Origin of the sequence: Pelistega europaea, from assembly GCF_013133775.1 — a bacterium.
Taxonomy (GTDB): Bacteria; Pseudomonadota; Gammaproteobacteria; order Burkholderiales; family Burkholderiaceae_B; genus Taylorella; species Taylorella europaea.
Map to the genome: position 1 here is coordinate 107,531 of NZ_JABGBO010000002.1, position 23,948 is coordinate 131,478.

General features: G+C 42.0%; 24 protein-coding genes. 4 read left to right on the plus strand and 20 right to left on the minus strand.

The window, feature by feature from the left end:
* Genes HKX40_RS02075 through HKX40_RS02085 form a run of 3 tightly spaced genes read left to right on the plus strand, consistent with a single transcriptional unit; the run spans position 1 to position 1,518 of the window.
* Positions 1-285 (plus strand): K+/H+ antiporter subunit F, encoded by a 285-nt coding sequence (locus HKX40_RS02075; protein WP_171587919.1) that lies wholly within the window; start codon positions 1-3, stop codon positions 283-285.
* Complete coding sequence (gene mnhG, locus HKX40_RS02080) at positions 282-602, plus strand: monovalent cation/H(+) antiporter subunit G (RefSeq protein WP_171587920.1); 321 nt, start codon at positions 282-284, stop codon at positions 600-602. The genes HKX40_RS02075 and mnhG overlap by 4 nt, the downstream gene beginning before the upstream one ends.
* A gap of 28 nt (positions 603-630) precedes the next feature.
* Entirely contained in the window at positions 631-1,518 is an 888-nt protein-coding gene (locus tag HKX40_RS02085) for an EamA family transporter (RefSeq protein ID WP_171587921.1), read from the plus strand.
* A 115-nt stretch (positions 1,519-1,633) separates the two neighbouring features.
* Here the strand turns inward: HKX40_RS02085 and cysI are convergent, their stop codons facing one another.
* From cysI to mltG, 11 genes are all read right to left on the minus strand, one after another.
* Positions 1,634-3,397, minus strand: coding sequence for an assimilatory sulfite reductase (NADPH) hemoprotein subunit (gene cysI / locus HKX40_RS02090; protein WP_171587922.1), 1,764 nt, complete (start codon positions 3,395-3,397; stop codon positions 1,634-1,636).
* Between the two features lie 99 nt (positions 3,398-3,496).
* Positions 3,497-5,455: an assimilatory sulfite reductase (NADPH) flavoprotein subunit gene (locus HKX40_RS02095; protein WP_343042919.1), complete on the minus strand. Its 1,959-nt coding sequence runs from the start codon at positions 5,453-5,455 to the stop codon at positions 3,497-3,499.
* Between the two features lie 10 nt (positions 5,456-5,465).
* Positions 5,466-6,752, minus strand: coding sequence for a sulfate adenylyltransferase subunit 1 (locus tag HKX40_RS02100; protein ID WP_171587923.1), 1,287 nt, complete (start codon positions 6,750-6,752; stop codon positions 5,466-5,468).
* Positions 6,753-6,819: 67 nt separating this feature from the next.
* Positions 6,820-7,755: a sulfate adenylyltransferase subunit CysD gene (gene cysD, locus HKX40_RS02105; RefSeq protein WP_343042941.1), complete on the minus strand. Its 936-nt coding sequence runs from the start codon at positions 7,753-7,755 to the stop codon at positions 6,820-6,822.
* Positions 7,756-7,889: 134 nt separating this feature from the next.
* Positions 7,890-8,645 (minus strand): phosphoadenylyl-sulfate reductase, encoded by a 756-nt coding sequence (locus HKX40_RS02110; RefSeq protein WP_171587925.1) that lies wholly within the window; start codon positions 8,643-8,645, stop codon positions 7,890-7,892.
* 78 nt (positions 8,646-8,723) lie between these two features.
* The gene (cysG, locus tag HKX40_RS02115) at positions 8,724-10,238 is read right to left on the minus strand and encodes a siroheme synthase CysG (protein WP_171587926.1); all 1,515 of its coding nucleotides are present in this window, start codon (positions 10,236-10,238) and stop codon (positions 8,724-8,726) included.
* 213 nt (positions 10,239-10,451) lie between these two features.
* On the minus strand, positions 10,452-11,066 hold the full coding sequence (locus tag HKX40_RS02120) for an ankyrin repeat domain-containing protein (protein WP_171587927.1): 615 nt from the start codon (positions 11,064-11,066) through the stop codon (positions 10,452-10,454).
* A 59-nt stretch (positions 11,067-11,125) separates the two neighbouring features.
* Complete coding sequence (locus HKX40_RS02125) at positions 11,126-11,899, minus strand: TatD family hydrolase (protein WP_171587928.1); 774 nt, start codon at positions 11,897-11,899, stop codon at positions 11,126-11,128.
* A 116-nt stretch (positions 11,900-12,015) separates the two neighbouring features.
* Complete coding sequence (gene holB / locus HKX40_RS02130; protein WP_171587929.1) at positions 12,016-13,077, minus strand: DNA polymerase III subunit delta'; 1,062 nt, start codon at positions 13,075-13,077, stop codon at positions 12,016-12,018.
* 87 nt (positions 13,078-13,164) lie between these two features.
* A complete protein-coding gene (gene tmk / locus HKX40_RS02135; RefSeq protein ID WP_171587930.1) occupies positions 13,165-13,791 on the minus strand; it encodes a dTMP kinase in 627 nt (208 codons plus the stop codon).
* Positions 13,792-13,915: 124 nt separating this feature from the next.
* The gene (gene mltG, locus HKX40_RS02140; protein WP_171587931.1) at positions 13,916-14,965 is read right to left on the minus strand and encodes an endolytic transglycosylase MltG; all 1,050 of its coding nucleotides are present in this window, start codon (positions 14,963-14,965) and stop codon (positions 13,916-13,918) included.
* A 201-nt stretch (positions 14,966-15,166) separates the two neighbouring features.
* Between mltG and ygfZ the strand changes: the two genes are divergently transcribed.
* Positions 15,167-16,168: a CAF17-like 4Fe-4S cluster assembly/insertion protein YgfZ gene (gene ygfZ / locus HKX40_RS02145; protein WP_171587932.1), complete on the plus strand. Its 1,002-nt coding sequence runs from the start codon at positions 15,167-15,169 to the stop codon at positions 16,166-16,168.
* Positions 16,169-16,205: 37 nt separating this feature from the next.
* Here ygfZ and HKX40_RS02150 read toward each other — a convergent pair whose 3' ends face one another.
* From HKX40_RS02150 to HKX40_RS02190, 9 genes are all read right to left on the minus strand, one after another.
* Entirely contained in the window at positions 16,206-17,342 is a 1,137-nt protein-coding gene (locus HKX40_RS02150; RefSeq protein WP_171588069.1) for an enoyl-CoA hydratase/isomerase family protein, read from the minus strand.
* Between the two features lie 106 nt (positions 17,343-17,448).
* Positions 17,449-17,817, minus strand: coding sequence for an RnfH family protein (locus HKX40_RS02155; RefSeq protein ID WP_171587933.1), 369 nt, complete (start codon positions 17,815-17,817; stop codon positions 17,449-17,451).
* Positions 17,818-17,942: 125 nt separating this feature from the next.
* Positions 17,943-18,374 carry a type II toxin-antitoxin system RatA family toxin gene (locus HKX40_RS02160; RefSeq protein ID WP_171587934.1) on the minus strand — a complete coding sequence of 144 codons (432 nt, stop codon included), beginning with the start codon at positions 18,372-18,374 and terminating at the stop codon, positions 17,943-17,945.
* 189 nt (positions 18,375-18,563) lie between these two features.
* Positions 18,564-19,013, minus strand: a complete 450-nt coding sequence (gene smpB, locus HKX40_RS02165) for an SsrA-binding protein SmpB (RefSeq protein WP_171587935.1) — start codon at positions 19,011-19,013, stop codon at positions 18,564-18,566.
* Between the two features lie 107 nt (positions 19,014-19,120).
* Positions 19,121-19,915 (minus strand): ABC transporter ATP-binding protein, encoded by a 795-nt coding sequence (locus HKX40_RS02170; protein WP_171587936.1) that lies wholly within the window; start codon positions 19,913-19,915, stop codon positions 19,121-19,123.
* Between the two features lie 7 nt (positions 19,916-19,922).
* Positions 19,923-20,801: an ABC transporter permease gene (locus HKX40_RS02175; RefSeq protein ID WP_171587937.1), complete on the minus strand. Its 879-nt coding sequence runs from the start codon at positions 20,799-20,801 to the stop codon at positions 19,923-19,925.
* 31 nt (positions 20,802-20,832) lie between these two features.
* Positions 20,833-21,801 carry an ABC transporter substrate-binding protein gene (locus HKX40_RS02180; protein ID WP_171587938.1) on the minus strand — a complete coding sequence of 323 codons (969 nt, stop codon included), beginning with the start codon at positions 21,799-21,801 and terminating at the stop codon, positions 20,833-20,835.
* Between the two features lie 112 nt (positions 21,802-21,913).
* A complete protein-coding gene (locus HKX40_RS02185; protein ID WP_216605137.1) occupies positions 21,914-22,783 on the minus strand; it encodes a spermine/spermidine synthase domain-containing protein in 870 nt (289 codons plus the stop codon).
* Positions 22,719-23,903, minus strand: a complete 1,185-nt coding sequence (locus HKX40_RS02190; protein WP_171587939.1) for an acetyl-CoA C-acyltransferase family protein — start codon at positions 23,901-23,903, stop codon at positions 22,719-22,721. The genes HKX40_RS02185 and HKX40_RS02190 overlap by 65 nt, the downstream gene beginning before the upstream one ends.
* Positions 23,904-23,948 lie beyond the last annotated feature (45 nt).

Consider the following 23,948-nt stretch of genomic DNA (forward strand, 5'->3'; position numbering starts at 1 on the left):
ATGAGCATAAATATTATTTCTCTCGCTTCCTACTTTGCGATTATGTGTTTTGCCTTAGGTTGTCTGGTTTGCACGATTCGCATTGTTAAAGGACCCAGCCCCCAAGATCGTGCTTGGGCATTGGATGCCATGTATATTAATGCCATGCTGCTTATCATTACACTAGGCATACTTTTTCGTACATCATGGTACTACGATATTGCATTATTAATTGCTTTATTTGGTTTTGTTGGAACAGCTGCATTAGCTAAGTTTTTATTACGCGGTGAGGTAATTGAGCCATGACTAGTGTACCTTTAATTCCCAGCATCATTATTGCAGTACTACTAATCCTTGGCAGTCTGATTACACTAATCGGCACTTTAGGATTGTTGCGTTTTAACGACTTTACAGGACGTATTCACGCTACCACCCTAGGTAATACCCTAGGTACCATGTTAGTATTGGCCGCTTCATGTTTACTCTCATGGTATATCCGTGATAGAGTGTCCTTCCACGAAGTGGTGATTATCTTATTTCTCTTTTTCACCTCCCCTATTTCTGCTATGTTGTTAATGCGTTCTTATACGCTTCGCCAAGAAAGAATGAGCATACACTCCTAGCATAATTTGTTTTTATAAATGCGTTGATATGTCTTCTGAGCAAGTCGTCTCCAAAAATTACCCACTCTATGTGGGTATTATTACTCTAATAGGCTCTATGATTTCTATTTCTCTTGGTAATTCTTATGCCAAGGGACTTTTTCATGAGTTAGGAGCTCAAGGCACAACCTTTTATCGCTTACTTTTCTCAGCTATTTTATTATGGATTGCATGGAGACCTTGGCGCTTTTCTTTATCATTTACTCAATTTAAACTGATTGTTGCTTATGGCGTCTCGCTAGGACTATTAAATCTGTTCTTTTACTTGGCACTACAGACTATTCCTCTAGGCATTGCTGTAGCGATTGAATTTTGTGGTCCACTAGGTCTAGCCCTTTTTTCTTCTCGTCGTAAGATTGACTTCCTATGGATTGCCTTAGTGGCAGCGGGTCTTCTTTTCCTTATCCCCAATGGCTTAACAGGCACAGATTCTCTAGATACCATGGGCTTAATCTATATTTCTACGGCAGCAGTGTTATGGGCGATATATATCATTATTGGTCAAAAAATGAATGGTATACACCCAGGGCAAGCAAGTGCCTTTGGAATCAGTATATCCACACTGACTGTACTTCCTTTTGCCACGCTAGATTTGGGGCTGGTGGATTTATGGCATCCTGAACTCTTATGGATGGGATTTATTGTCGGACTTTTATCCAGTGCAATTCCTTATTCACTAGAAATGATTGCTTTACGCTCATTGGACCGCAAAACCTTTGGTGTGTTACTAAGTTTAGAACCTGCGTTTAGTACAATAGTAGGTGCGTTTATTCTGCATGAATACCTCACTTTACAACAGATTGTTGCGATTATGTGCATTATTATCGCTTCTATGGGTTGCACACTAACAGCCAAGGGTAAAAAAAGCCGTAAATAACACTATGAGCTACCAATAATCTATTGATAGCCCTTTATGCTTGTACTTTATCCTTAAAGTAGCCTATCCACACCACGCAGCTTTTGGCGTAACTTTTTAAAGTAGCCTAGCCGCATTATGCAACTTTTAGCTTAACTTCCCAGAAATCCACAGCAGGATTAGTAACAGGTTCAACAATTCCAGTGCGTATTGCAAAGTCACCTATCCCCTCGCCTACCTCACGATTTTTTGCCCAAGCAGCAATCCAGCCATCAATAATAGCAATAATCTCTGCCTCGGTAATATTCTCTTTAAATAAGCGAGGAATACGCGTACCTGCACGGTTCCCTCCAATATAAAGGTTATAACGTCCTAAAGCACGCCCCACTAAACCAATTTCGGCCAACATTGCTCGACCACAACCATTGGGGCATCCTGTTACGCGTAATACAATACTCTCTTGCGACATGCCATATTTTGCCATTAAAGCATCAACCTGATCAACAAACCCCGGTAAAAACCGCTCTGCTTCTGCCATTGCTAAAGGACAAGTCGGCAGTGCTACACAAGCCATACTTTGTTTTCTTAAGGGGGTAATACTATCATCAATCAGCTTATATTCACGAGCAATTTTTTCAATCTTGGATTTATCACGAGTAGACACGCCTGCTACAACAAGGTTTTGATTAGCGGTTAGACGAAAATCTCCTTTGTGTACCTTGGCAATTTCACGCATCCCTGTTTTTAATGGGCGATTAGGGGTGTCAATAAGACGACCACTTTCCACAAATAAGGTCAAATGCCATTTTTTATCTTCTCCTTGTACCCAACCAATACGATCACCACGCTCGGTAAATTCGTAAGGACGGATGGCTTCTAATTGAATATTGGCACGCCTTTCCACCTCAGCACGGAACTCATCCAAGCCAACTCGCGCTAGTGTATAACGCAATTTAGCATTCTTACGGTCGCTGCGATTACCCCAATCACGCTGTACAGTCACTACAGCCTCAGCACAAGATAGCACATCCTTAAGGTATACAAACCCTAACTCTTGTGCCGTGCTTGGATAGGTATTGTGGTTGGTAAAGTCCATAGACAAACCGCCCCCAATCAGTACATTAAAGCCAATTAGCTCATCTTTATTGGCAATCGCTACAAAACTCAAATCATTTGCATGCAAATCCACATCATTTTGTGGAGGAATAACCACTGTTGTTTTAAATTTACGAGGTAAATATGTTTTACCTAGGATGGGTTCAGTTTTATCAGAAGACTCTTTTAAAAATGGCTGTTCTTGTTCAGTGCTAAGAACCTTTTCACCATCTAACCAAATATCCGCATAAGCACTGGTTCGAGGAAGCAAATGCTCGGAAATTTTCTTTGCCCATTCATAAGCTTGTTGATGTAGCCTACTTTCAACTGGATTGGGAGTACAGAGTACATTACGGTTAACATCTCCTGCTGTCGCAATAGAGTCCAATCCAAGCTCATGCAGCCATTGGTGCATAAATTTAATATCTCGCTTTAACACACCATGAAACTGAAAGGTCTGCCGATTAGTTAAGCGGATACTCCCAAAAGAAGTGTATTTTGATGCAAATTCATCAATACCTAACCATTGTTTAGGACTAATAATTCCACCCGGCAGGCGACAACGCAACATTACATTCTTATTGGGTTCTAGCTTCTGTGCTTGACGCTCAGCACGAATATCACGATTATCCTGCTCATACATCCCATGAAACCGGATTAGTTGAAAATTATCTTTATTAAACCCACCTGTTAACTGCTCATTTAAATCTTCTGCAATCGTGCCGTGCAAATAATCGCTTTCTTCTTTAAGTCGCTCATTATCGGCCAAAGGAAATTGCTTCCATGCTGTTGTTTTATCACTCATACTTTACTCCATATACATTATCTAGCTGATGCAACCACTCATCTATGAATATCACAAGGGGCAACAAATGTTTATTCTTCAAAATCTCAATCCTGTTAATCAATACACATCTCTTTGATAACGTTTATCCTGACGTAAATCGGCCAAATAGTCTTCAGCAGCGTCATCATCTAGCCCTCCTTCTTGACGAATAATTGCTAGTAAGGCTTGCTCAACGTCTTTTGCCATTTTGCTTGCATCACCACAAACATAGATATAAGCCCCTCCCTTTAGCCAAGACCAAATCTCACGAGCTTGTTCGCGGATTTTATCTTGTACATAAACTTTCTTAGCTTGATCTCGTGACCAAGCAAAGTGATAGCGATTGAGTAGACCTTGTCTCGCATAGTCTTGCCATTCTTGTTGGTATAAAAAGTCTTCAGTAAACGTTGGGTTGCCAAAGAATAACCAATTCTTGCCTGTCGCCTGTTGATTCGCACGCTCTTGCATAAAAGCCCTAAAAGGGGCAATTCCCGTTCCTGCACCAATCATGATAATGTCCTTATCGGTTGCAACAGGTAAGCGAAAATGTGGATTAGGCTCAATAAATACAGGCACTTCGCCATCTTCCTCTAAACGCTCTCCTAAGTAACCTGAAGCTCCACCAGAACGAGTAATCCCATCACGTTTATAACGTACTACCCCCACCGTTAAATGAACCTCATCTCCCACTTCTGCTTGTGAAGAAGCAATGGAATAAAGCCGAGGAGTCAAAGGACGTAAAAGTGATACAAGCTGTTCAGCAGTCAATGCATGAGGATAGGCACGTAAGACATCAACAATTTGTGTAGTCTGTACAAAATCCTGTAATAACTTACTATTGGCAACCAGACTCTGTAACTCTGTGATAGGATTTAATGCAGCATAGGCTTGCACAAACTTAGCAGTATTTTGGGTAAGTTCCAGCTGAGAGATTAGGGCTTCTTTAAGTGTTAAAGAATGCCCTGTTGTCAATGGATTGTCAGACTGAAGAAGTGGGGTGATATTTGCTAAAGTAACAGACTCATCCCCAGTTAAGGAGACTAATCCTAGGACTTCGTCGACTAGCTGCTCATCATTACGAAACCATACTCCCAAAGCATCACCGACTTGATATTGCAACCCTGAACCACTCAGGTCAATTTCGATATGCTCAACATCTTTAGAGGAATTTCTTCCAGTGATTTTTTGACGCACATTTAAAGTTGCCGTGAAAGGATGTTCTTTGGTATAGGCTACAGCGTCAGCTGGGCTGTCATTAGCTGTTGCTGCTTCACTTCGATTTGACACTTCACTTACATCTCCTGCCTCTTTGAGAGCCAAGAAATGTTGTTGTGCTTGAGCTATCCATGCCTGTGACAACTCCTGATAGTCTACGTCACAGGTACCAACATCAAATAAGCGCTTGGCTCCTAGCTCAGCCAATCGTTTATCAAAATCTTTGGCCGCTTGACAGAAATTAGGATAAGAACTATCTCCTAAACCCAACACAGCAAATGATAATCCAGATAAATCCGGGGCTTTTTTACCAAATAAGAAACGATGCAAGTTTAAAGCCTCTTCAGGGGGCTCTCCATCTCCCTGAGTAGATGTTACTAACAATACAATGCTCTCTTGTGTCATTTGTTTAGCTTTATAGTCAGCTGCTGCAATAAGCTGAACTTCTGCCACAGTATCAAGCTGTGCTTTTAATTGTTCGGCCACTTTCCGGGCATTGCCTGTTTGTGAAGCAGAAATAATCTTAATACGAATAGGTACTGCTGCAGGGGTTGGCATTATGCTAGGAGCCACATCTCCAGTAATATTAGGCTCATGGCGAGAAACTCCATTACCATTTACCCCCGATACTGCATCCACTTTAGCCCAGCAATACCCTGATAACCAGGCAAGTTGGACTGGATTTAAATGACTTAGCTGTTGTGCTAACTCAGCAGAAATAGGTGTTCCTATAGAAACCCCTGATGCAGTTGAGGTTTGAGCCTGTGTTGAAATTGGCATCCCCACTCCAGAATTTACTTGTGTTCCAGAATTTACTAACACTGTTTTTCTCCTATTCTGCTGCCAAAATCATACCTGCTGCTACAGTATGGTAAGTCACCTCATCAATGAGGATAAAGGAACCTGTAGCAATATTTTCCTGATAGGTTGTTGCCAAAATGGGTTTTTGTAAACTAATCTGCACTTGTCCCAAATCATTTAATTGGAAGCTCTCTCCACTTTGATGTTTACTTAGGGTTTTTACATCTAACAAGTAGTCAATCGCTTTGATACGTGCAAAGACATTTTGTGTTGTATGTTTCAGTAGATATTTACGGGCCAAGTTTAATGGGCGTTGGTCAAACCAGCATAGTGTGGCACTTAATTGCTTTTGTGCTTGACGAGGACTGGTTGCAAAAATCAACGTATCACCACGCGAAATATCAATATCATCTGTTAAACATAGGGTGATTTGCTCGCCAGCACTTGCCTGTTCTACTTGGGCATCAGGTGAAAATATAGCGGCTACTACGGACTCCTGACCCGATGGTTCAACGCGAACCTTATCCCCTACTGCAATACTTCCTGCTTCAATTTTTCCCTGATAACCACGAAAATCATCTTGTTTATCACTATCTAAACGCAATACATATTGCACAGGGAAATGAAACGCTTCTTTGTTTAATGCAATATCTTTATGAATAGGTAGATTTTCTAAGATACCCAGCAAAGGGGCGCCAGTATACCAGGGCGTATTTTCACTTTTATATACTACGTTATCGCCCTTTAATGCAGAAATTGGTACAAAATAAAGGTCTGCACGAATATCTAATTGTTCACTAAGTAATCTATAGGCAGCCTCAATCGCTTCAAACTTCTCTTGTTCAAAGCCAAGTAAATCCATTTTATTTACTGCTACGATAATATGAGGACAGGCTAGATGACGCAAAATTGCTGAATGACGCTTAGTTTGTGGCAACAAATTAAGTGGCTTTTGTGTAAAGTCAAGCTGACTTGCATCGACCAACACGACCGCTGCATCTGCCGTAGAAGCCCCTGTCACCATATTGCGCGTATACTGTTCATGTCCTGGAGTATCGGCAATGATAAATTTACGCTTGGCAGTAGAGAAATAGCGATAAGCAACATCAATAGTAATCCCTTGCTCACGCTCTGCTGCTAAGCCATCCGTCAAGATTGAAAAATCAATTTCTTCAGAATTATTCTTCGTAATATGTGAAATCTGATCGCTTAACAAAGCCTTGCTATCATAAAGCAAACGCCCAATCAGCGTACTTTTACCATCATCAACACTACCAGCAGTAATAAATCGTAGTGGTGCATATTGATTAATTGTCATATGTTATTTCCTTATTCCTATCACCATGTTGCCCTACTTCATGGTGCTAATACATTGTCATTTTGAGTTAGAAATACCCTTGTTTCTTACGTTGTTCCATCGCTGCTTCGCTGACCTGATCATCCAAACGTGTCGCACTACGCTCAGAAATATCAGTCACTGCCGTTTCTTCAATAATGTCAAACGGTGTTGATGCCGTACTTGCAACAGGACAAGTACAACTAATGTCCCCAACAGTGCGAAAACGGACAGAGACAATTTCACTTTGTTCAAAGGCTTTTTTAGGTGTCAATGGAGTAACAGGCACAAGCAATCCTTTACGACGCACTACCTCACGCTGATGGGCATAGTAAATACTTGGCAGTTCTAGATTTTCACGTGCGATATACTGCCAAACATCTAATTCTGTCCAGTTGGAAATGGGAAAAACACGAATATTCTCACCTTGATGCAGTTTAGCGTTATAAAGCGACCATAATTCAGGGCGTTGATTTTTCGGATCCCACTGTCCAAACTCATCGCGAAATGAGAAAATACGCTCCTTGGCTCGTGCTTTTTCTTCATCACGACGTGCCCCACCCATCAAGGCATCAAATCCATTTTCTTCAATCGTTTCTAACAAAGTCACTGCTTGTGCCGCATTACGAGAATCCGTTTCCTTTCGCAATACCACAGAACCTCGTGAAATTGAAGACTCAACAGACCCCACCACAAGCTGTGCACCTAGTTTTGCCACTTGTTCATCACGAAAGGCAATGACCTCAGGATAGTTGTGTCCTGTGTCAATATGCACAAGGGGAAAAGGCAATGGCGACTGGCGACCGGCAATGTGAAAGGCCTTACGTGCTAAAGCGAGTAGCACCACAGAATCCTTGCCTCCTGAAAACAGCAAGGCAGGATTATGGCATTCTGCTACCACTTCACGAATAATATAAATGGACTCTGCTTCTAGCCAGTCTAAGTGTTGATTTTGTAGGGTATTTTGTTGCATGTTTTTTCCTATATTCTGTTGATCTTTTCGCTGTATATTGATTTATCGCAAGGTGTTCTGAGGTCTACTGCTAAGCATTGCTTTCATCCTTCTGCTAGCCCACCTAGGACTTGTGTTCACCACATCATGTCTTAGCCAGTTTTTCGCTATGCTGTTGCCTGCAAATTGGTCTGATGTAATCCACATTCTTTACTATCCTGAGACTCCCACCACCAGCGCCCAGCACGTATGTTTTCACCTTGTTTGACAGGGCGGGTACAGGGCTCACAGCCAATGCTAGGGTAACCTTGGCGATAAAGCTGATTAAATGGCAGTTGATGGTGTTGAATATATGCCCACACTTCCTCTTCTGACCAATCAAAAATTGGATTAAATTTCGCAATATTGCGCTGTTTATCCCACTCTTCAAAAGGCAATGCTTGGCGTGTCACGGATTGTGATTGTCGTTGCCCTGTCAACCATGCATCTGCTTGTGCTAAGGCTTTGTTCAGTGGCTCAACTTTCCGAATATGACAACATTGTTTGCGTAAGTCCACACTTTCGTAAAAGGCTGTCTTACCGTACTGTTGCACATAATCCTCCACTTTCTGTGTATCTGCATAACAATGCTCAATGGGAGTATCTGGATAAAATTGTGCAAGCCTCTCTAAAAAAGCATAGGTTTCCGGGTTCAATAAACTGGTATCCAATGTAAAAATAGAAATAGGAGATTGCGTATGCACAACTCTATCCATAATCACCATATCTTCTACAGCCAAGCTATGGGCTAAACGTACTTGCTGATGTTTGGAGGTAATGGCTTGCAAACGCTCATCTAGCTGAGTTACTTTTGCCTTCAGTGTTTGTACGTCCACCCGACTAATAGCAGGGATGGTCCAAAAAACGGGTCTGATAATGGTCATTTTTTTCCTTTTCTCTAAACTAGCCTTATGCTGTCACCCAACAGCATCAACTTTTCCTAATCATCAATGAGTTATCTGCTAAGCCGCTTTCCTACAGGACATTTCCTCATCGACCAAAACATCAACAGTTTTTTCTAAAAGCAAAGACGTTTCTACATGGATAGCCTCTTCACCAAACCAATGTAAATTTTGCTGCAAAGCAACCACATCACCAATGACCAACAAGGCAGGCTTTTCCGCTAGCTCTGCTAATTGAGTAAGGTTTTGCAGGGTGCCGATATGGATTTGTTGATTCTCTGATGTGCCTCGACTAATAACAGCTACAGGGGTATGAGCATCACGTCCACCACGTAGTAATTGCTGTTGGATTTCCTCTGACTTTAAAACACCCATATAAACAACTAAAGTATGATGAGAGTTAGCTAATGCTGCCCAATCTAGAGGTTGACCTTTAGCCTGTAGATGACCTGTAATAAACGTTACACTTTGAGCATAATCACGGTGTGTCAATGGAATCCCTGCATATGCTGTCACACCCACTGCTGCGGTAATCCCTGGCACCACACTAAAAGGAATTCCTTCTGCTTTCAAAGCCTGCAATTCTTCTCCACCACGTCCAAATACAAAGGGATCCCCACCTTTTAAACGCACTACACGCTTGCCTTGCAAAGCATGTTGGATTAATAATTGGTTGATTTGCTGTTGACTAATACTTGTTTGTTGTGCTCGCTTGCCAACAAGTACTTTATCTGCATCACGGCGAGTCAACGCCAAAATTTCCTCTGACACTAGGGCATCATAAAGAATGACATCAGCACGTTGAATCGCCTGTAGACCTTTAAGAGTCAATAAACCAGCATCACCAGGACCAGCGCCAACAAGAACCACCTCCCCCATGGCTCGCAATGTGCTTGGAGCATTCTGAGAAATATCCTTGGTATTGGCTACAAAATGTTGAGCAGCTTTCTTTAGCTCTTTTTCCAAAAACACTTCTGCTTGCTGGATATGTCGCTGCTCACTTAAACGTTGAAATGTCGTATTTTCGAATAGACTTTCCCAGAAGTAACGTCTTTGACGAATATTGGATAAATGCCCCTTTACCTGACTACGCCAACGACCTGCAAGCTGTGCCATAGTAGCAAGATGCTGAGGCAAAATCGCCTCTAATTTTTCTCTTAACAGACGTGCCAATACTGGGGCTTTGCCTGCACTAGAAATGGCAATTTGCACAGGGCTGCGGTCAATGATAGAAGGAAAGATAAAAGAGCATTGGGTTTGGTTATCGACAGTATTGACCCATAAGTTTTTGCTCTTTGCCTGCTCAAAAACTTGCTGATTTAATGCACTATCATCAGTTGCTGTAACGACCAAAGCCACATCTTCGAGATGGTTAGGAGTGAATTGCCGAGCAAGCCATGTAATCTCTCCTGCTTGCCATAATTGAGCCAGTTCGCTAATTAATTCTTGTGCAACTACACGTACCTGTGCTCCTGCTTCACGTAGTAAAGCGATTTTGCGTTGAGCAATATGCCCACCCCCAACAACAAGCACAGTTTTTTGTTGTAAATCAACAAAAATTGGTAAATATTGCATATTATCTTTCCTTTATAAATCGTCTTTATTGTTATACGATAAATGCAATATTTACTAAAAATATTAAAAAATTATCTTGTTATGATTTGCTGTTATATTAATGAAAAAAATCTATAAGCGATTGTTATTGATGAGAAAAATATAAAAAGGCTAGCTAAATATTAGTAATAACCTTATGGTATTTATTTAGCTAGCCTGATAATTTGTTGTTATTTAGTTCTTCTTTTCCAACACTTCTAGCATATCATCCCGTTTCATTTCACGGGCAACATCAATAGCATTCTTATTTTTCTGATTAATGGCTTTGGGGTCGGCACCGGCAGCTAACAGAGTCTTAACAGTATCAAGATTACCGGATGTCACAGCAACAATCAGCGAAGAGTTGCCATCGTCGGAAGGAGCATTAGGTGAGGCACCTTGGCTAAGCAGATACTCTACCATCTGGGTTTGCCCTTTAGATGCTGCATAATGCAAAGGCGACCAACCAAGACGATTGACCTTGGCTCCACGAGCAATAAGGGCTTTGGCCAAGTCGACATTACCGATAATCGCAGCATACATCAGCGGAGTTTCATCATAGCGATTTGCCAAATTGACATCTACTTGAGGATTTTGGGCTAATGCCATATATACACGGGGAGAGTTTTGACGAATAGCATATATGATAGCAGGATGGCCTTGAGAGCCAATTTCATTGGGGTCTTGCCCCTCTGCTATATCCTGTGCAACCGAGTCAACACGGTCGTTTTTGACATCGTTCCACCAGTCCCCTGCCATAGCAGTTTGAGTGTATAAGGCGATTAAAGCCACTAATAAGTGTTTTCTCATCTCTACTCCTTAAAGGTTTTGGGGTATTATACCGTGTTTCCCCTCTCCTCCATAACCTATTACCCTTGACTTACTTTACTAAACAAACGATAAAAATTATCGCTAGTTGCCTTTCCTACCTCTGCAAGTGTTAAACCACGTAATTCAGCAATTTTTTCTGCGACATGCATAACCTTAGATGGATCATTGCGCTTGCCACGATAAGGAACTGGTGCAAGATAAGGAGAATCAGTTTCAATCAACAAACGATCTAGCGGTACATATGTTGCTACTTCTTGTACTTGTTGGGCATTTTTAAAGGTTACAATACCTGACATAGAAATATAAAACCCTAAATCCAATGCTTGCTGAGCAACTTCCTTGGTTTCTGTAAAACAGTGCATGACACCTCCACAACGCTCTGCCCTCTCCTCTCGCATTACACGAATAGTATCTTCACTCGCATTACGAGTATGAATAATCAAAGGGAGTTGTGCCTGAATAGCTGCACGGATATGAGTACGGAAACGCTCTCTTTGCCACTCCAATGGTTCAACCAAGCGATAATAATCTAACCCTGTCTCACCTATTGCTACGACTTTAGGGTGCTGGGTAAGTCTCACAAGCTCTTCTACACTAGGCTCTGGTGTATCTTCATAGTCTGGATGAACTCCTACCGAAGCACTCAGTTGTGGGTAGGTTGCCACTATTTCCATGATTCCTGGCCAGTCTGGCATATTCACACTCACACATAAAGCATGACGAACTTGGTTTTGTTGCATATTGGCAAGAATGTTGGGAAGGTCTTCTTTTAGCTCAGGAAAATCTAAATGACAGTGGGAATCAATAAACATTTTAAAATCTCTCTTTTGATGCAGTAAAGGTGGGTTTTCTGCAAATAGAAGCCAGCGAAAAACAATGAGAATTCAGTCTAGAAGACTACTAGACATAGCAATCAGTCCCCCACTAGCTATGCCCCCCTCACACAATTTAGACTCACTCTCTGTAATGTTGCATGGATAAATAACTTTGCATTCAGAGGATGATTAGCTAGTTTTTGCTGATCTAACAAATACGAATTTAGTTGGCTCACTTTGACTTGGGATGATCGTGCTGCTATTGCCTTGTAGGAGTCCGCTAAAGTAGGGAAAAACCTTGGTGCTAAACCATGTTGACACAAATTTAAGTCCACAATAAAGCATTGCAAACTACGCAACCAATCGCCCTTGGGCAACTTTTCCAAACGTCCAACAAAATCATCCATATCGGGCAGTTGTGCTTGTGCTAAAGCCTGTACAAAATCCCCTAACCAATAACTCAAAGGCTCTACAGGAGACTCACTTTGTTCCAATGCCTTAAGTGGAGCCCCAGAACTAGCAGCCAGCCAAATATCTGCATGCTCTACCCCTTTTTCTCGTAGCCAAGCAAGACTTTGCTCTGTATCAGGGATAGGTAAAGGCAAACGGCGACACCGCGACAAAATAGTAGGTAAAACTTTCTGCTGTGCATGAGTAAAAATCAAGAAAACAGTGTCTTTTGCAGGCTCTTCAAGAATTTTAAGTAAGGCATTTGAAGATGCTGTGTTAAAACTTTCTGCCGGCCCCATGACAATCAGCCTATAGCCTCCCCGCAAGGTACTGACTGTCATAAACTCTTCTAGCTGACGTACTTGCTCAATGCGAATTTCATTGGATAATTTCGTATCCTCATCACTTTCTGCTAAAGAGCTATCCTCATCTGTTAACCCCAATGTTTCTCGTAGTGCATCGGGTAGCACAAGACGATAATCAAGATGATTGCCTAAATCCATCCAATGACAAGACTGACAATGTCCACAAGCTAGCCCATGTTGAGGATTCTCGCAGAGCAAGGCTTTAGCTGCAGCAATACAAAAATTCAGCTTACCTATCCCCTCTTGTCCATGAATCAACCATGCATGGGCAAAACGCTCGCGGTGGGAGAGCCACTGTTGGGCAATATCCTTCTGCCAAGGAAAAAAAGTAGTGGGTCGGGTAATACTAGAAGAATTCATTCAAGATACTCAATAGATTTTTTGAAAAAGTATACCACCAAACCCTGTTTAATAGCCAAGCCTGCATCAGCAACACTAGCAATAACGCTATCTCAAGCAAAATAGCTTTTGATTAACCACTTGCTGCAAAAAGGTACGAATATCAGGTATTGTCTGAGTTGAATCTACTACCACCACCCGTTCTGGGTGCTGCTTGGCCTGTGCTAAGTAAGTCTCTCGTACACGTATAAAAAAGGACGCTTCCTCTTTTTCAAAACGATCCATCACCCGAGTTGCAGACAAACGCTCGCGAGCCACTTCAAGAGGCACATCGAATAACAGCGTTAAGTCTGGTTGTATATCCCCATGAATCCATTGAGCCAACTGCAAAATACGTTCGATAGGATAACCTCGCCCGCCCCCTTGGTAAGCAAGTGTCGAATCAGTAAAACGATCACTAATAACCACTTTGCCCTCTGCCAGTGCAGGTTTTACAACTTGAGAAAGACTTTCTTGGCGAGCAGCAAACATTAGCAAAACTTCCGAAGTCTGTGTCATAGAGTCATGCAAAAGCAAGTCGCGCAGTTTTTCCCCCAAGTCTGTGCCACCAGGTTCACGGGTCAATACCACCTCACGCCCCTGTTGCTTAAAATAGTCCACTAACCATTCTGTATGCGAGCTTTTTCCCGCTCCGTCAACACCTTCTAGGGTGATAAATAAACCATTATTGCTCATTGTATGCTCTTTAATAAGTACTGGAGAATCTTGCTAAAAAATCATTGTATCAAGTTGGCGTATTGAGATTACATCGTCAATGCCTTGCTTTGGCGACCCATTCACGCAATTTCTCCACCCAATCTTACTGTCCTTTCTTTAAAATAAACTTTTGCACATTGCGATTGTGCTGATTCAGGTTCTCAGCAAATTCACTAGTCCCATCACCGCGAGAAACAAAATAGTAAAATTTATGCTCATCAGGATGTAACGTTGCTTGTAGTGCTAATAGCCCAGGACTGGCAATCGGTGTAGGAGGTAAACCATTACGGGTATAAGTATTCCATGGAGTATCTGTCTGCAAATCCACCTTGCGGATACGGCCCTGATATTTATCTCCCATGCCATAAATTACGGTAGGGTCAGTCTGCAAAGGCATATTTGCACGCAAACGGTTAATAAACACCCCAGCAATTTTTGCCCTATCCTCCCCATGTCCCGTTTCTTTTTCGACAATAGAGGCAAGAATAAGGGCTTCATAAGGAGATTTCAGAGGCAACCCCTCGGCACGCTTATCCCAATAGTTCAGTAGACGTTTATGCCCTTCTTCATAGGCACGACGAATAATATCAAAATCAGTATCACCAGGGGCAAACACATAAGTATCAGGAAATAATAATCCCTCCAAAGAGTGATGCTCATTCAGTTCCTCTGGAACACCCAGTTTACTCATCAGTTCAGTGTCACTCATATCACCCAATGTCTGCTTTATATCGGGATGTTTAGCAATTGCTTGACGGATTTGCTTATAGCTCCATCCCTCTACAAAAAGCACTGACCGACGACTAAAATCACCGTTACTCATCATATTAAGAATATCTAGTGCCGTCTGCCCTTGTTTAATTTCATAAGCACCAGCCTTGATTTGGGTGGCTTGACCAGTATAGCGGGCATAAAGTGTAAAAATTAAAGGTTCTACATCAATATGTTGTTGTTCTAATAGATTGGCTACCGCTTTAACTGAACTGCCTCGTGGAATATCAATATCCACACGGTCTGAAACTAAAGAAACTGGCGTGGTTTGCCAGTGGTGCAACTTATATACCGCTGCACCTACAGCACCTCCAATAATGGCGATGAAAACAAAAAAAACTGACCAAAAACGTTTACTTTTAAGAAAACTCAATGTTGACATCCCTCTTATTTATCAACTGTATGCAGAATATAATGAATCATCACTACTTATCGCTACTAGCTAAATAATCACTACTAGCCAAACCACTCACTTGTAAAAAATAAGTAAACCTTGTTTATCCAATTATCAAACTGTTGGGCTAGAATAATCCTCATTTTAACAGTGTTTTGGTTTTATTTGAGCGTATTTTGGCGTACCATAATGGCTAACACTAGTACAAGTATTTCAGAGGATTTTACAATGGCACAATACGCTGATTTGGATGATTTTGCATTACTGTGTTTTGAAGGGGAAGACACCTTAACTTTTTTGCAAGGGCAACTCAGCCAAGATATGCGTTTAGTTAAGGGAGATACTGCTTTATTAGCCAGTTACTCTAACCCCAAAGGACGTGTTTTTGCTACTTTCTTATTCTGGCAAGATACTCAGGTAGATAGCACCTACTATGCTCTAGTACGCAAAGATATTGCTACATTTTTACAAAAACGCCTGCGCATGTTTGTACTGCGTGCTAAAGTGACTATCAGTATTGCCTCTGCACATATTCGTGGGTTATGGGATACTAAGGCATTGAATCTTTTTACCAATGATGAAATCAGCCATGCTATAAACCGTTTTAAAGTATATGCTAGAGGCAATAACAGCGTGCTAATTAGCTATCCTACACTCCCCGATGTTTATCGGGCATTGTATATTACGATAGTGGATAGTACAGATGATGCGGTAGAAAATGACACTGTCGTTGATTTATCTACTTACCAAACCAGCTCAGCATCTATCTGGGCTACACAGGACATATTGGCAGCAATCCCCTGGATTGGAGAGCAAACCAAAGAAGTCTTTGTAGCCCAAAGTATTAATTTAGATGCCATTGGTGCAATTAACTTTAAAAAAGGTTGTTATCCAGGTCAAGAAGTAATTGCACGTAGCCATTATCTAGGGTCATTAAAGCGTCGTAGCCTCATTGGCATCATTGAGCATGGAAACCCTGTCGATACTCACACACTCCTAGGTTCTGATATTATGCAGGGGGATACCCCTGTCGGTCAGGTAGTCAACGCGAGTTCTGCAGATGGTAAGACTTATCTACTATTTGAAGTTCAACTCAACGCCCTTGAGCAGGGAGAGTTGGCACTGGCACTTGTACCTGATGTATCTATCAAGGTGCAACCAGTGCCTTATCCTTTAGAAAAACCAGAATAAACTCAATAAAGGGCTTCACCAATAATTACACTAGCTATTAGCCCAAATCTGCCAATGGGTGGGCAACACCTTCTGGCATAGGATCTTCATAGAAGTAGTCCAACTGTTCACGGCTCACATCCGCTACAGAAGACGGGTTCCATTGGGGATTTTTATCTTTGTCTATCAACAAAGCACGAATCCCCTCCTGAAACTGGCCTAGACATGCACTATGCACTGCTGCATTAAACTCTAACCGGAAAATATCTGCCAAGGATAGATGCTTGGTTTTATCTAATAAGTCCATTGCTAGGGCAAAAGAAATAGGAGCTCCTTTTAGCATTGTTTTTGCTGCACGTGCTAGCCATTCATCTTCATGATTAGCCAACTTAGCATAGACTTCATATTGTTTGACTTTGTCGGTATGTCTTGACAAAGCATTAATCTGTGCATAATGCGTCTCTACCGGACCAGTAGAGGTTAATGAAGTCCCTACATGGTCTACAAGAACCTGATGAATTAATTCATCATTCACTGTACGTTGTGATGGGGCACTCCATGCTTGTTGTTGAAGCTGTACCAGTACCGTCTCCCAACTAGCACGGTCAATATAGTAATCAGCCATTCCAAGAAATAAAGCATCTTTAGCTCCAACTTGAGCACCTGTCGCAGCAAGGAATTTCCCTGTCTTGCCAGGAAGACGATTAAGTAACCAGCTCCCCCCTACATCAGGAAATAAGCCAATGCTAATCTCAGGCATAGCCATACGTGTAGTTTCAGTAACCACTCGATGACTAGCCCCCATCATTAGACCCATACCTCCACCCATTACAATACCATCACCATAGCAAATCACAGGCTTGGTATAAGAGTGAATGTGGTAATCCAGACGATACTCATGCTCAAAGAAGTCTCGTGCTGCTCGATTAGCCCAAGGCTCTTTAGTCTGATTCTCTAACATTGATTTATATAAGGCATGCAAATCCCCCCCTGCACAGAACGCCTTATCACCAGCCCCTCGCAAAACCACTGCAACTACAGATTGGTCCTGTTCCCAACGGTTCATTTGCTGCTGCAACAAGGTTGCCATCTCCAGAGAAAAACCATTAAGTACTTGAGGTTGATTGAGAGTAGCTATGCCAATGGTGAAGCCATTCGTGGTATTAATGGTATCGAATAAGACGACTGAGCTCATCATGTCTCCTTGTAAGCGTTGTAATGTAAATACGTTGTTATAGCGTATTTCTGCCACTACTGTCTATCCTGTTTTGTACCTATTCTGTCACATATGCTCCAAGGGGTTATCCGTTATGCACATCAACAACAATCTTCTTTGCTCTATCTGGTTTAAGGTGCTTTTTCTTTAGAATGCCTGCCTGACGATGCTGGGCACGACGCTTACGAGACTCCTTGGGGTCAAAAGATAGTTTCCTACACAACTCAATGCGATCATTAGAAGACAATACTGTATTAAGGGTAGCTTTTTGTCCAAAAATACCTATACCCAGCGAGTTAAAATCCTGTGATGGAAATGCTTGTGCAATACCACTTTGTTCAATCGCCATTTTTACCGTACTACCCACTGGTAAATATAGCGACTTTTGCCATATTTGTGTAGATGTGTGAGCATAGAAAAGCTGAACAGTAATGGGCTGAGCAGTAGTATTCATAGCATTAGTATCAAAAACAAATCAGGAGGGTATTTTCCAACTATAAGATTTTCATCTTAGGTTAATTGCACCTGCAACAAGGTTTCCATTTAAAGAGGTAAAGCATCTCACGACAAAGACTTATATCAACGATAAATCGCCTTAGCACGCTGGGTAAAAGAATCAATAAAGCTGTTAGCGATACGATTAAACACTGGACCAATGACTAATGCCAAAGCACGATTACTAAAATCATAGTCTAGTGTGAATACTACCTTACAGGCTTTTTCATCTAGCTTAATAAATTCCCAGGTGCCATGCAAAGAAGAAAAAGGACCATCCACTAGTTGTAAAGTAATTTTATGGGGATAATGATGTGTATTGCGCGTGGTAAAAGTCTGAGTTAGTTTAGCAAAACTAATAGTCACTGACCCCACTAATCCTTGCTCTGTGCGTTCTTTAATCTGAGCGCCACCGCACCAAGGCATAAACTCCGGGTATTTATCCACAGCGGCAACCAAATCAAACATCTGTTCTGCTGAATAAGGCACCAGTACCGAACGTTTAACCGTTTGCATTGTATCCTTTCTAAGCTGAATAATAATAAATAAGTTCTAGGTGATAAATTTATTTATGCCTAGAACACCCAGTTGAATCGCTTGTCATTGTAAAGCATTATATGGATAAACTTGGTATTTTCAAAACAATGTGCGGAATAAATTCACTCATACTGCTTATTAGTCAACAACAATCCCACTTTATTTAATTTAAAGCCTATTGTTTTTCATAATACGCTCTTTTTCTCGCTGCCAATCACGCTCTTTGGCAGTATCGCGCTTATCATGAAGTTTCTTGCCCTTGCCAAGGCCAAATTCTAGCTTAATTTTACCGTGTTTGTAATGAAGATTAAGCGGCACTAAAGTATAACCACGGATTTCCACCTTGCCGATAAGGCGGTTAATCTCTTGGCGGTGCATAAGCAATTTTCGTGTACGAGTGGCATTAGGGTGAATATGGGTAGATGCTGTCGCTAAAGGGCTAACATGCATATTTAGCACAAAAAGCTCTCCATCACGCACAATTACATAGCTCTCACCGAGTTGTACCTTGCCCGCACGGATAGACTTCACTTCCCAGCCCTCAAGAACAAGTCCCGCCTCAAACCGGTCTTCGATGAAATAGTTATGATGGGCTTTTCTGTTTTCTGTAATACTCATAATTTCTTCTAATAATTGTTAGTAAGCTAGTATTATACATGAACCGCCAACAATTCCCACTTATGTATAACAGACTAATTAACGGCTAATTATCTTGTATCAAGAAATCATCCTAGCAACAACGCATCATCCTCAATTTGCTCACCGCGCACTTTTTCAAACATATGCAATAAATCATGCACAGTCATATTTCTGCGCTCATCTCCGCTTACATCTAGCACAATATTGCCCTGATGCAACATCACAGTCCGCTCACCAACCTCTAATGCCTGCTTCATACTATGGGTTACCATCATGGTTGTGAGCTTCTTCTCACTCACAATCTTTGCGGTCAACTGCAATACAAAGTCTGCTGTACGAGGGTCTAATGCAGCAGTATGCTCATCAAGCAAAAGAATTTTAGATGGTTGTAATGCTGCCATCAATAGGCTGACTGCTTGTCGTTGTCCGCCAGACAATAGACCAATACGGTCCGTCAGACGGTTTTCTAGACCTAAACCTAGAATACTTAAGCGCTCACGAAACAGCTCACGCATTTCTGCTTTTACGGAAGAACGCAAACCTCGACGCGTACCTCGTTGATACGCCAATGCCATGTTCTCTTCGATGGTCAAATCCTCACAAGTTCCAGCCATAGGATCTTGGAATACACGTGCCACCTTATTGGCACGCTGCCAACTGCGTTTACGAGTCACATCCTCATCATCGACATAAATATGCCCCTCATCGACGAGAATCTCACCAGCGATTGCATTAAGAAAAGTCGATTTTCCAGCTCCATTAGAGCCAATCACCGTTACAAACTGCCCTTCTGGAATTTGCAGAGAAATCCCTTGCAGGGCACGAGTTTCAATAGGAGTTTTCTTGTTGAAAGTGATAAAGAGTTTTTCTGCTTTTAACATACCGCACCTATTTCTTGAGCTTTTGTTTAAGTTTAGGCAAGATTAAGGCAACTGTCACTAGCAAAGCAGTGACTAAGTTGAGGTCTTGTGCTTTTAAACCAATAAAATCACTATTGAGTGCCAAGGCGATAAAGAAACGATAAAGAATCGCACCAATCACAACAGACAGAGTGATATACACAAAACGGCGTGCGGTAATGATACTCTGACCTACAATCACAGCAGCCAAACCAATAACGATGGTACCAATACCCATAGAAATATCAGCACCACCTTGTGATTGAACAAATAATGCACCACCCAAACCAACGAGTGCATTTGATAATGCCATACCAAGCATCACCATATAATCAGTAGAAATACCCTGGGCACGAGCCATGCGTAGGTTAGAACCTGTAGAGCGCATTGCTAGACCAGTCTCGGTGGAGAAGAACCAATCCATTAATAACTTCACCACAACTACCACAATTAGCAAAAGTACTGGTCGCCAAACAAAATCACCCATAGATGCAGGTTGTGTCAGACTAAACACAGTATCACTGACAATCAATGGAATATTAGGACCATCCATGATGCGTAAGTTAATTGAGTAGAGTGCTGTCATCATTAGGATAGAGGCCAATAAATCCATAATACCAAGTTTGACATTGAGCCAGCCTGTCACCATACCTGCAAAACCGCACACTAGCATGGCAACAAGACAGGCCAAGAATGGGTCTAGGCCTTGACTAATCATCAATGCAGCTACCGCCCCACCCGTGGCAAATGTACCATCCACGGTTAAGTCAGGAAACCGCAACACTTTAAAAGAAATAAAGACCCCTAACGCTACCAAGCTGTAAATAAATCCCAGCTCTAACGCCCCTAATGATGCAAATAACGACATATACTATTGATTCAACGTGTTGTAAAAATGATTATTCAAAAACTTTTTCTGCTGTTTTAACCAAATCATCACTCAAAGTCACGCCTTGCTCTTTAGCTGCCTTTTTGTTTAAGAATAACGATAAGTTCTTGGAAGTCTCAAATGGTATAGCACCAGCTTTTTCTCCTTTTAGGATACGAGTCACTAATGCACCAGATTGCTCACCCAAGTTAAAGTAGTTAAGACCCAATGCTGCTATTGCACCACGTTTAACACTATCGGTATCTGAAGCAATTAATGGGATATCCGCTTCATTACCTACTTTTACAAGTGCTTCATAAGAAGAAACAACGTTATTGTCGGTAGTGGTATAAATAGCATCTACTTTGCCAATTAAACTACGTGCAGCAGAGCTCACATCAACAGAACGAGGAGCAGAAGCCTCGACCAAGGTAATGTTTTGCTTAGCAAGCATCTCTTTAAGTTGTTTAACAACAACCGCAGAGTTAGCTTCACCTGGATTATACACAACACCTACACGTTTTACATTAGGTACGACTTTCTTGATTAATTCAATTTGAGGTTCAAGCTCTAATACATCAGACACACCAGTCACGTTAGTACCAGAGGCTTCCTTGCTTTTAACAAGCTGTGCTGCTACTGGGTCAGTAATCGCTGCAAACACAACGGGAATAGTCTTGGTTGCTGCAACAACAGCCTGTGCTGATGGTGTCGCAATAGCTACGATGGCATCAGGCTTTTCACCAATAAATTGGCGTGCAATTTGAGCTGCTGTTGCTGTATTACCTTGTGCACTTTGGTATTTTACTTTAAGGTTTTTACCTTCAACAAAGCCATCATTGGCAAGTTGTTTAATCACCCCATCACGCACTGCATCAAGCGCAGGATGCTCAACAATTGCGGTGATAGCTACAAACTTATCTTGGGCAAGAGCAGCACTCGCTGCACTCATTCCTAGAACTAACGCCAATGCTGACACTTTAAATTTTTTAAGCAACATAACTGCTCCTTTCTATCTATATAAAAAAATCGTCACCTAAAACACTCCAAACATCTATCTCTAAAAAATACCTGTTTGGGCTATTTCAAATCCCTTGTAAGTCTAACTAAATTTAAACTACTAACACATTAGGGGAAACCTTAGCTTTACGAGCATTTTTCTCCATTTGTGGAATAAGCATCTGAGCCATACTAACCGCTTCAAGCTCACTATGCCTTTCAACTACTCTTGCCCGTTTGAGTAGCTCTTCTTGCTCAACAGCTAATATCGGTCCCTTAAAGGCAAGGACGATACGGTTACCGTCTTCTGTTTCATCAAAAGCCAACACGCGTTGTTGAAAAGCCTGCTTAATATGGCGCAAGTTTTTACGATAACTTGGGTGATGTCCAAATAAGTTTACTACCAAGATACCACAATTATCCAATACTCGGTAACAGTTTTCATAAAATTCTAGAGAATCAGCTACAGGCCCTTGTGCAGTGTAGTCATACAAATCCACCAACAACACCTGAGACGCACCATGATTGTGCATATCTACCACCCAGTCCTGCGCATCCGCATGTGTAATTGCAAGACGTTTATGCGAACGCGGCAATTTGAAATATTGTTGACAAAACGCCGTCACTGCAGGATTCCACTCTACACAATGGATATGCGCCTTTGTGTGACGTAAGCAATAACGTGCCAATGACCCAGCACCCAGCCCTAACATATCAATCCGTTTGACGGAAGTGGTACTCAAAAATAATAACCACCCCATCATTTGGCGAGTGTATAGAAAAACCAAACTAGATGGATTAGACACTTGCATTGCCCCTTGTATCCACGGACTATCAAAATGCAAACAACGCACCCCATCCATTTCAGACAGGGTGGGCATATCACGTTCTGCATCTGGAGCTGTTTTCCGCATCTTTCTAGACTCTCTCGAAGATTGCTGCAATACCTTGGCCTCCACCAATGCACATTGTAACCAGTGCATAGCGGCCTTGAATACGATGTAATTCATAAAGTGCTTTAGTTGTAATAATCGCTCCTGTTGCCCCTACTGGATGACCTAAACTCACCCCACTACCATTGGGATTGACTTTGGCAGGGTCAAAGCCGAGTTCTTTAGCGACTGCAAGTGCTTGAGCCGCAAATGCCTCATTGGACTCGATTACGTCCATATCTTGTACCGTCAAACCAGCTTTTTTCAAAGCTAGACGAGTTGCTGGCACAGGACCAATACCCATAATACTAGGCTCTACCCCAGCATGAGCATAAGCAACTAAACGAGCTAGGGGCTTAACATCACGCTCTTTTACCGCCTTGCCACTCATAAGTACTAAAGCACCAGCTCCGTCATTAATGCCAGAAGCATTACCTGAGGTGACCGTACCATTTTCCTTGAGGAAAACAGGTTTCAGTTTAGCTAACCCTGCTAGGGAAATATCACGGCGTGGGTGTTCATCTGTATCAAATACCACTTCCCCTTTGCGTGTCTTTAATACCATAGGAACAATTTGCTCTCTGAAATACCCCTTATCAATGGCGTTTAAAGCACGTACATGGGACTCATAAGCAAGCTGATCCTGCTCTTCACGGGAGATATGAAATTGGCAGGCGACATTTTCTGCCGTTACACCCATATGGATATGCTGAAATGGATCATGCAGGGCACTTAGCATCATATCTTGCATTTGTGCATCCCCCATACGTGCTCCAAAACGCATGGCAGGTACAATATAAGGGGCACGGCTCATACTCTCTGCCCCACCTGCCAAGGCAATATCTGCATCACCTAGCATAATCGCTTGCGAAGCACTAACAATAGCCTGAAGACCAGACCCACAAAGGCGATTAACATTAAAGGCAGGAGTCTCAATACTGACACCTGCATTAACTGAAGCCACTCGTGAGAGGTAAATATCTGACGGCTCCCCACTAATCACTTGCCCCATGACCACATGATTGATGTCTTTGCCCGATACACCTGCTTTTTGCATAGCCTCCTTCATTACAGCAGTCGCCATCTGATGAGGAGCAAAATCTTTTAATGAACCGCCAAACGAACCGATTGCCGTACGCATAGCTGAAACCACATAAACTTCTGTTGTCATCGTCTTCTCCTTGAGTGTAGTCAGTTTTGTTCTTCAAAAGCGATA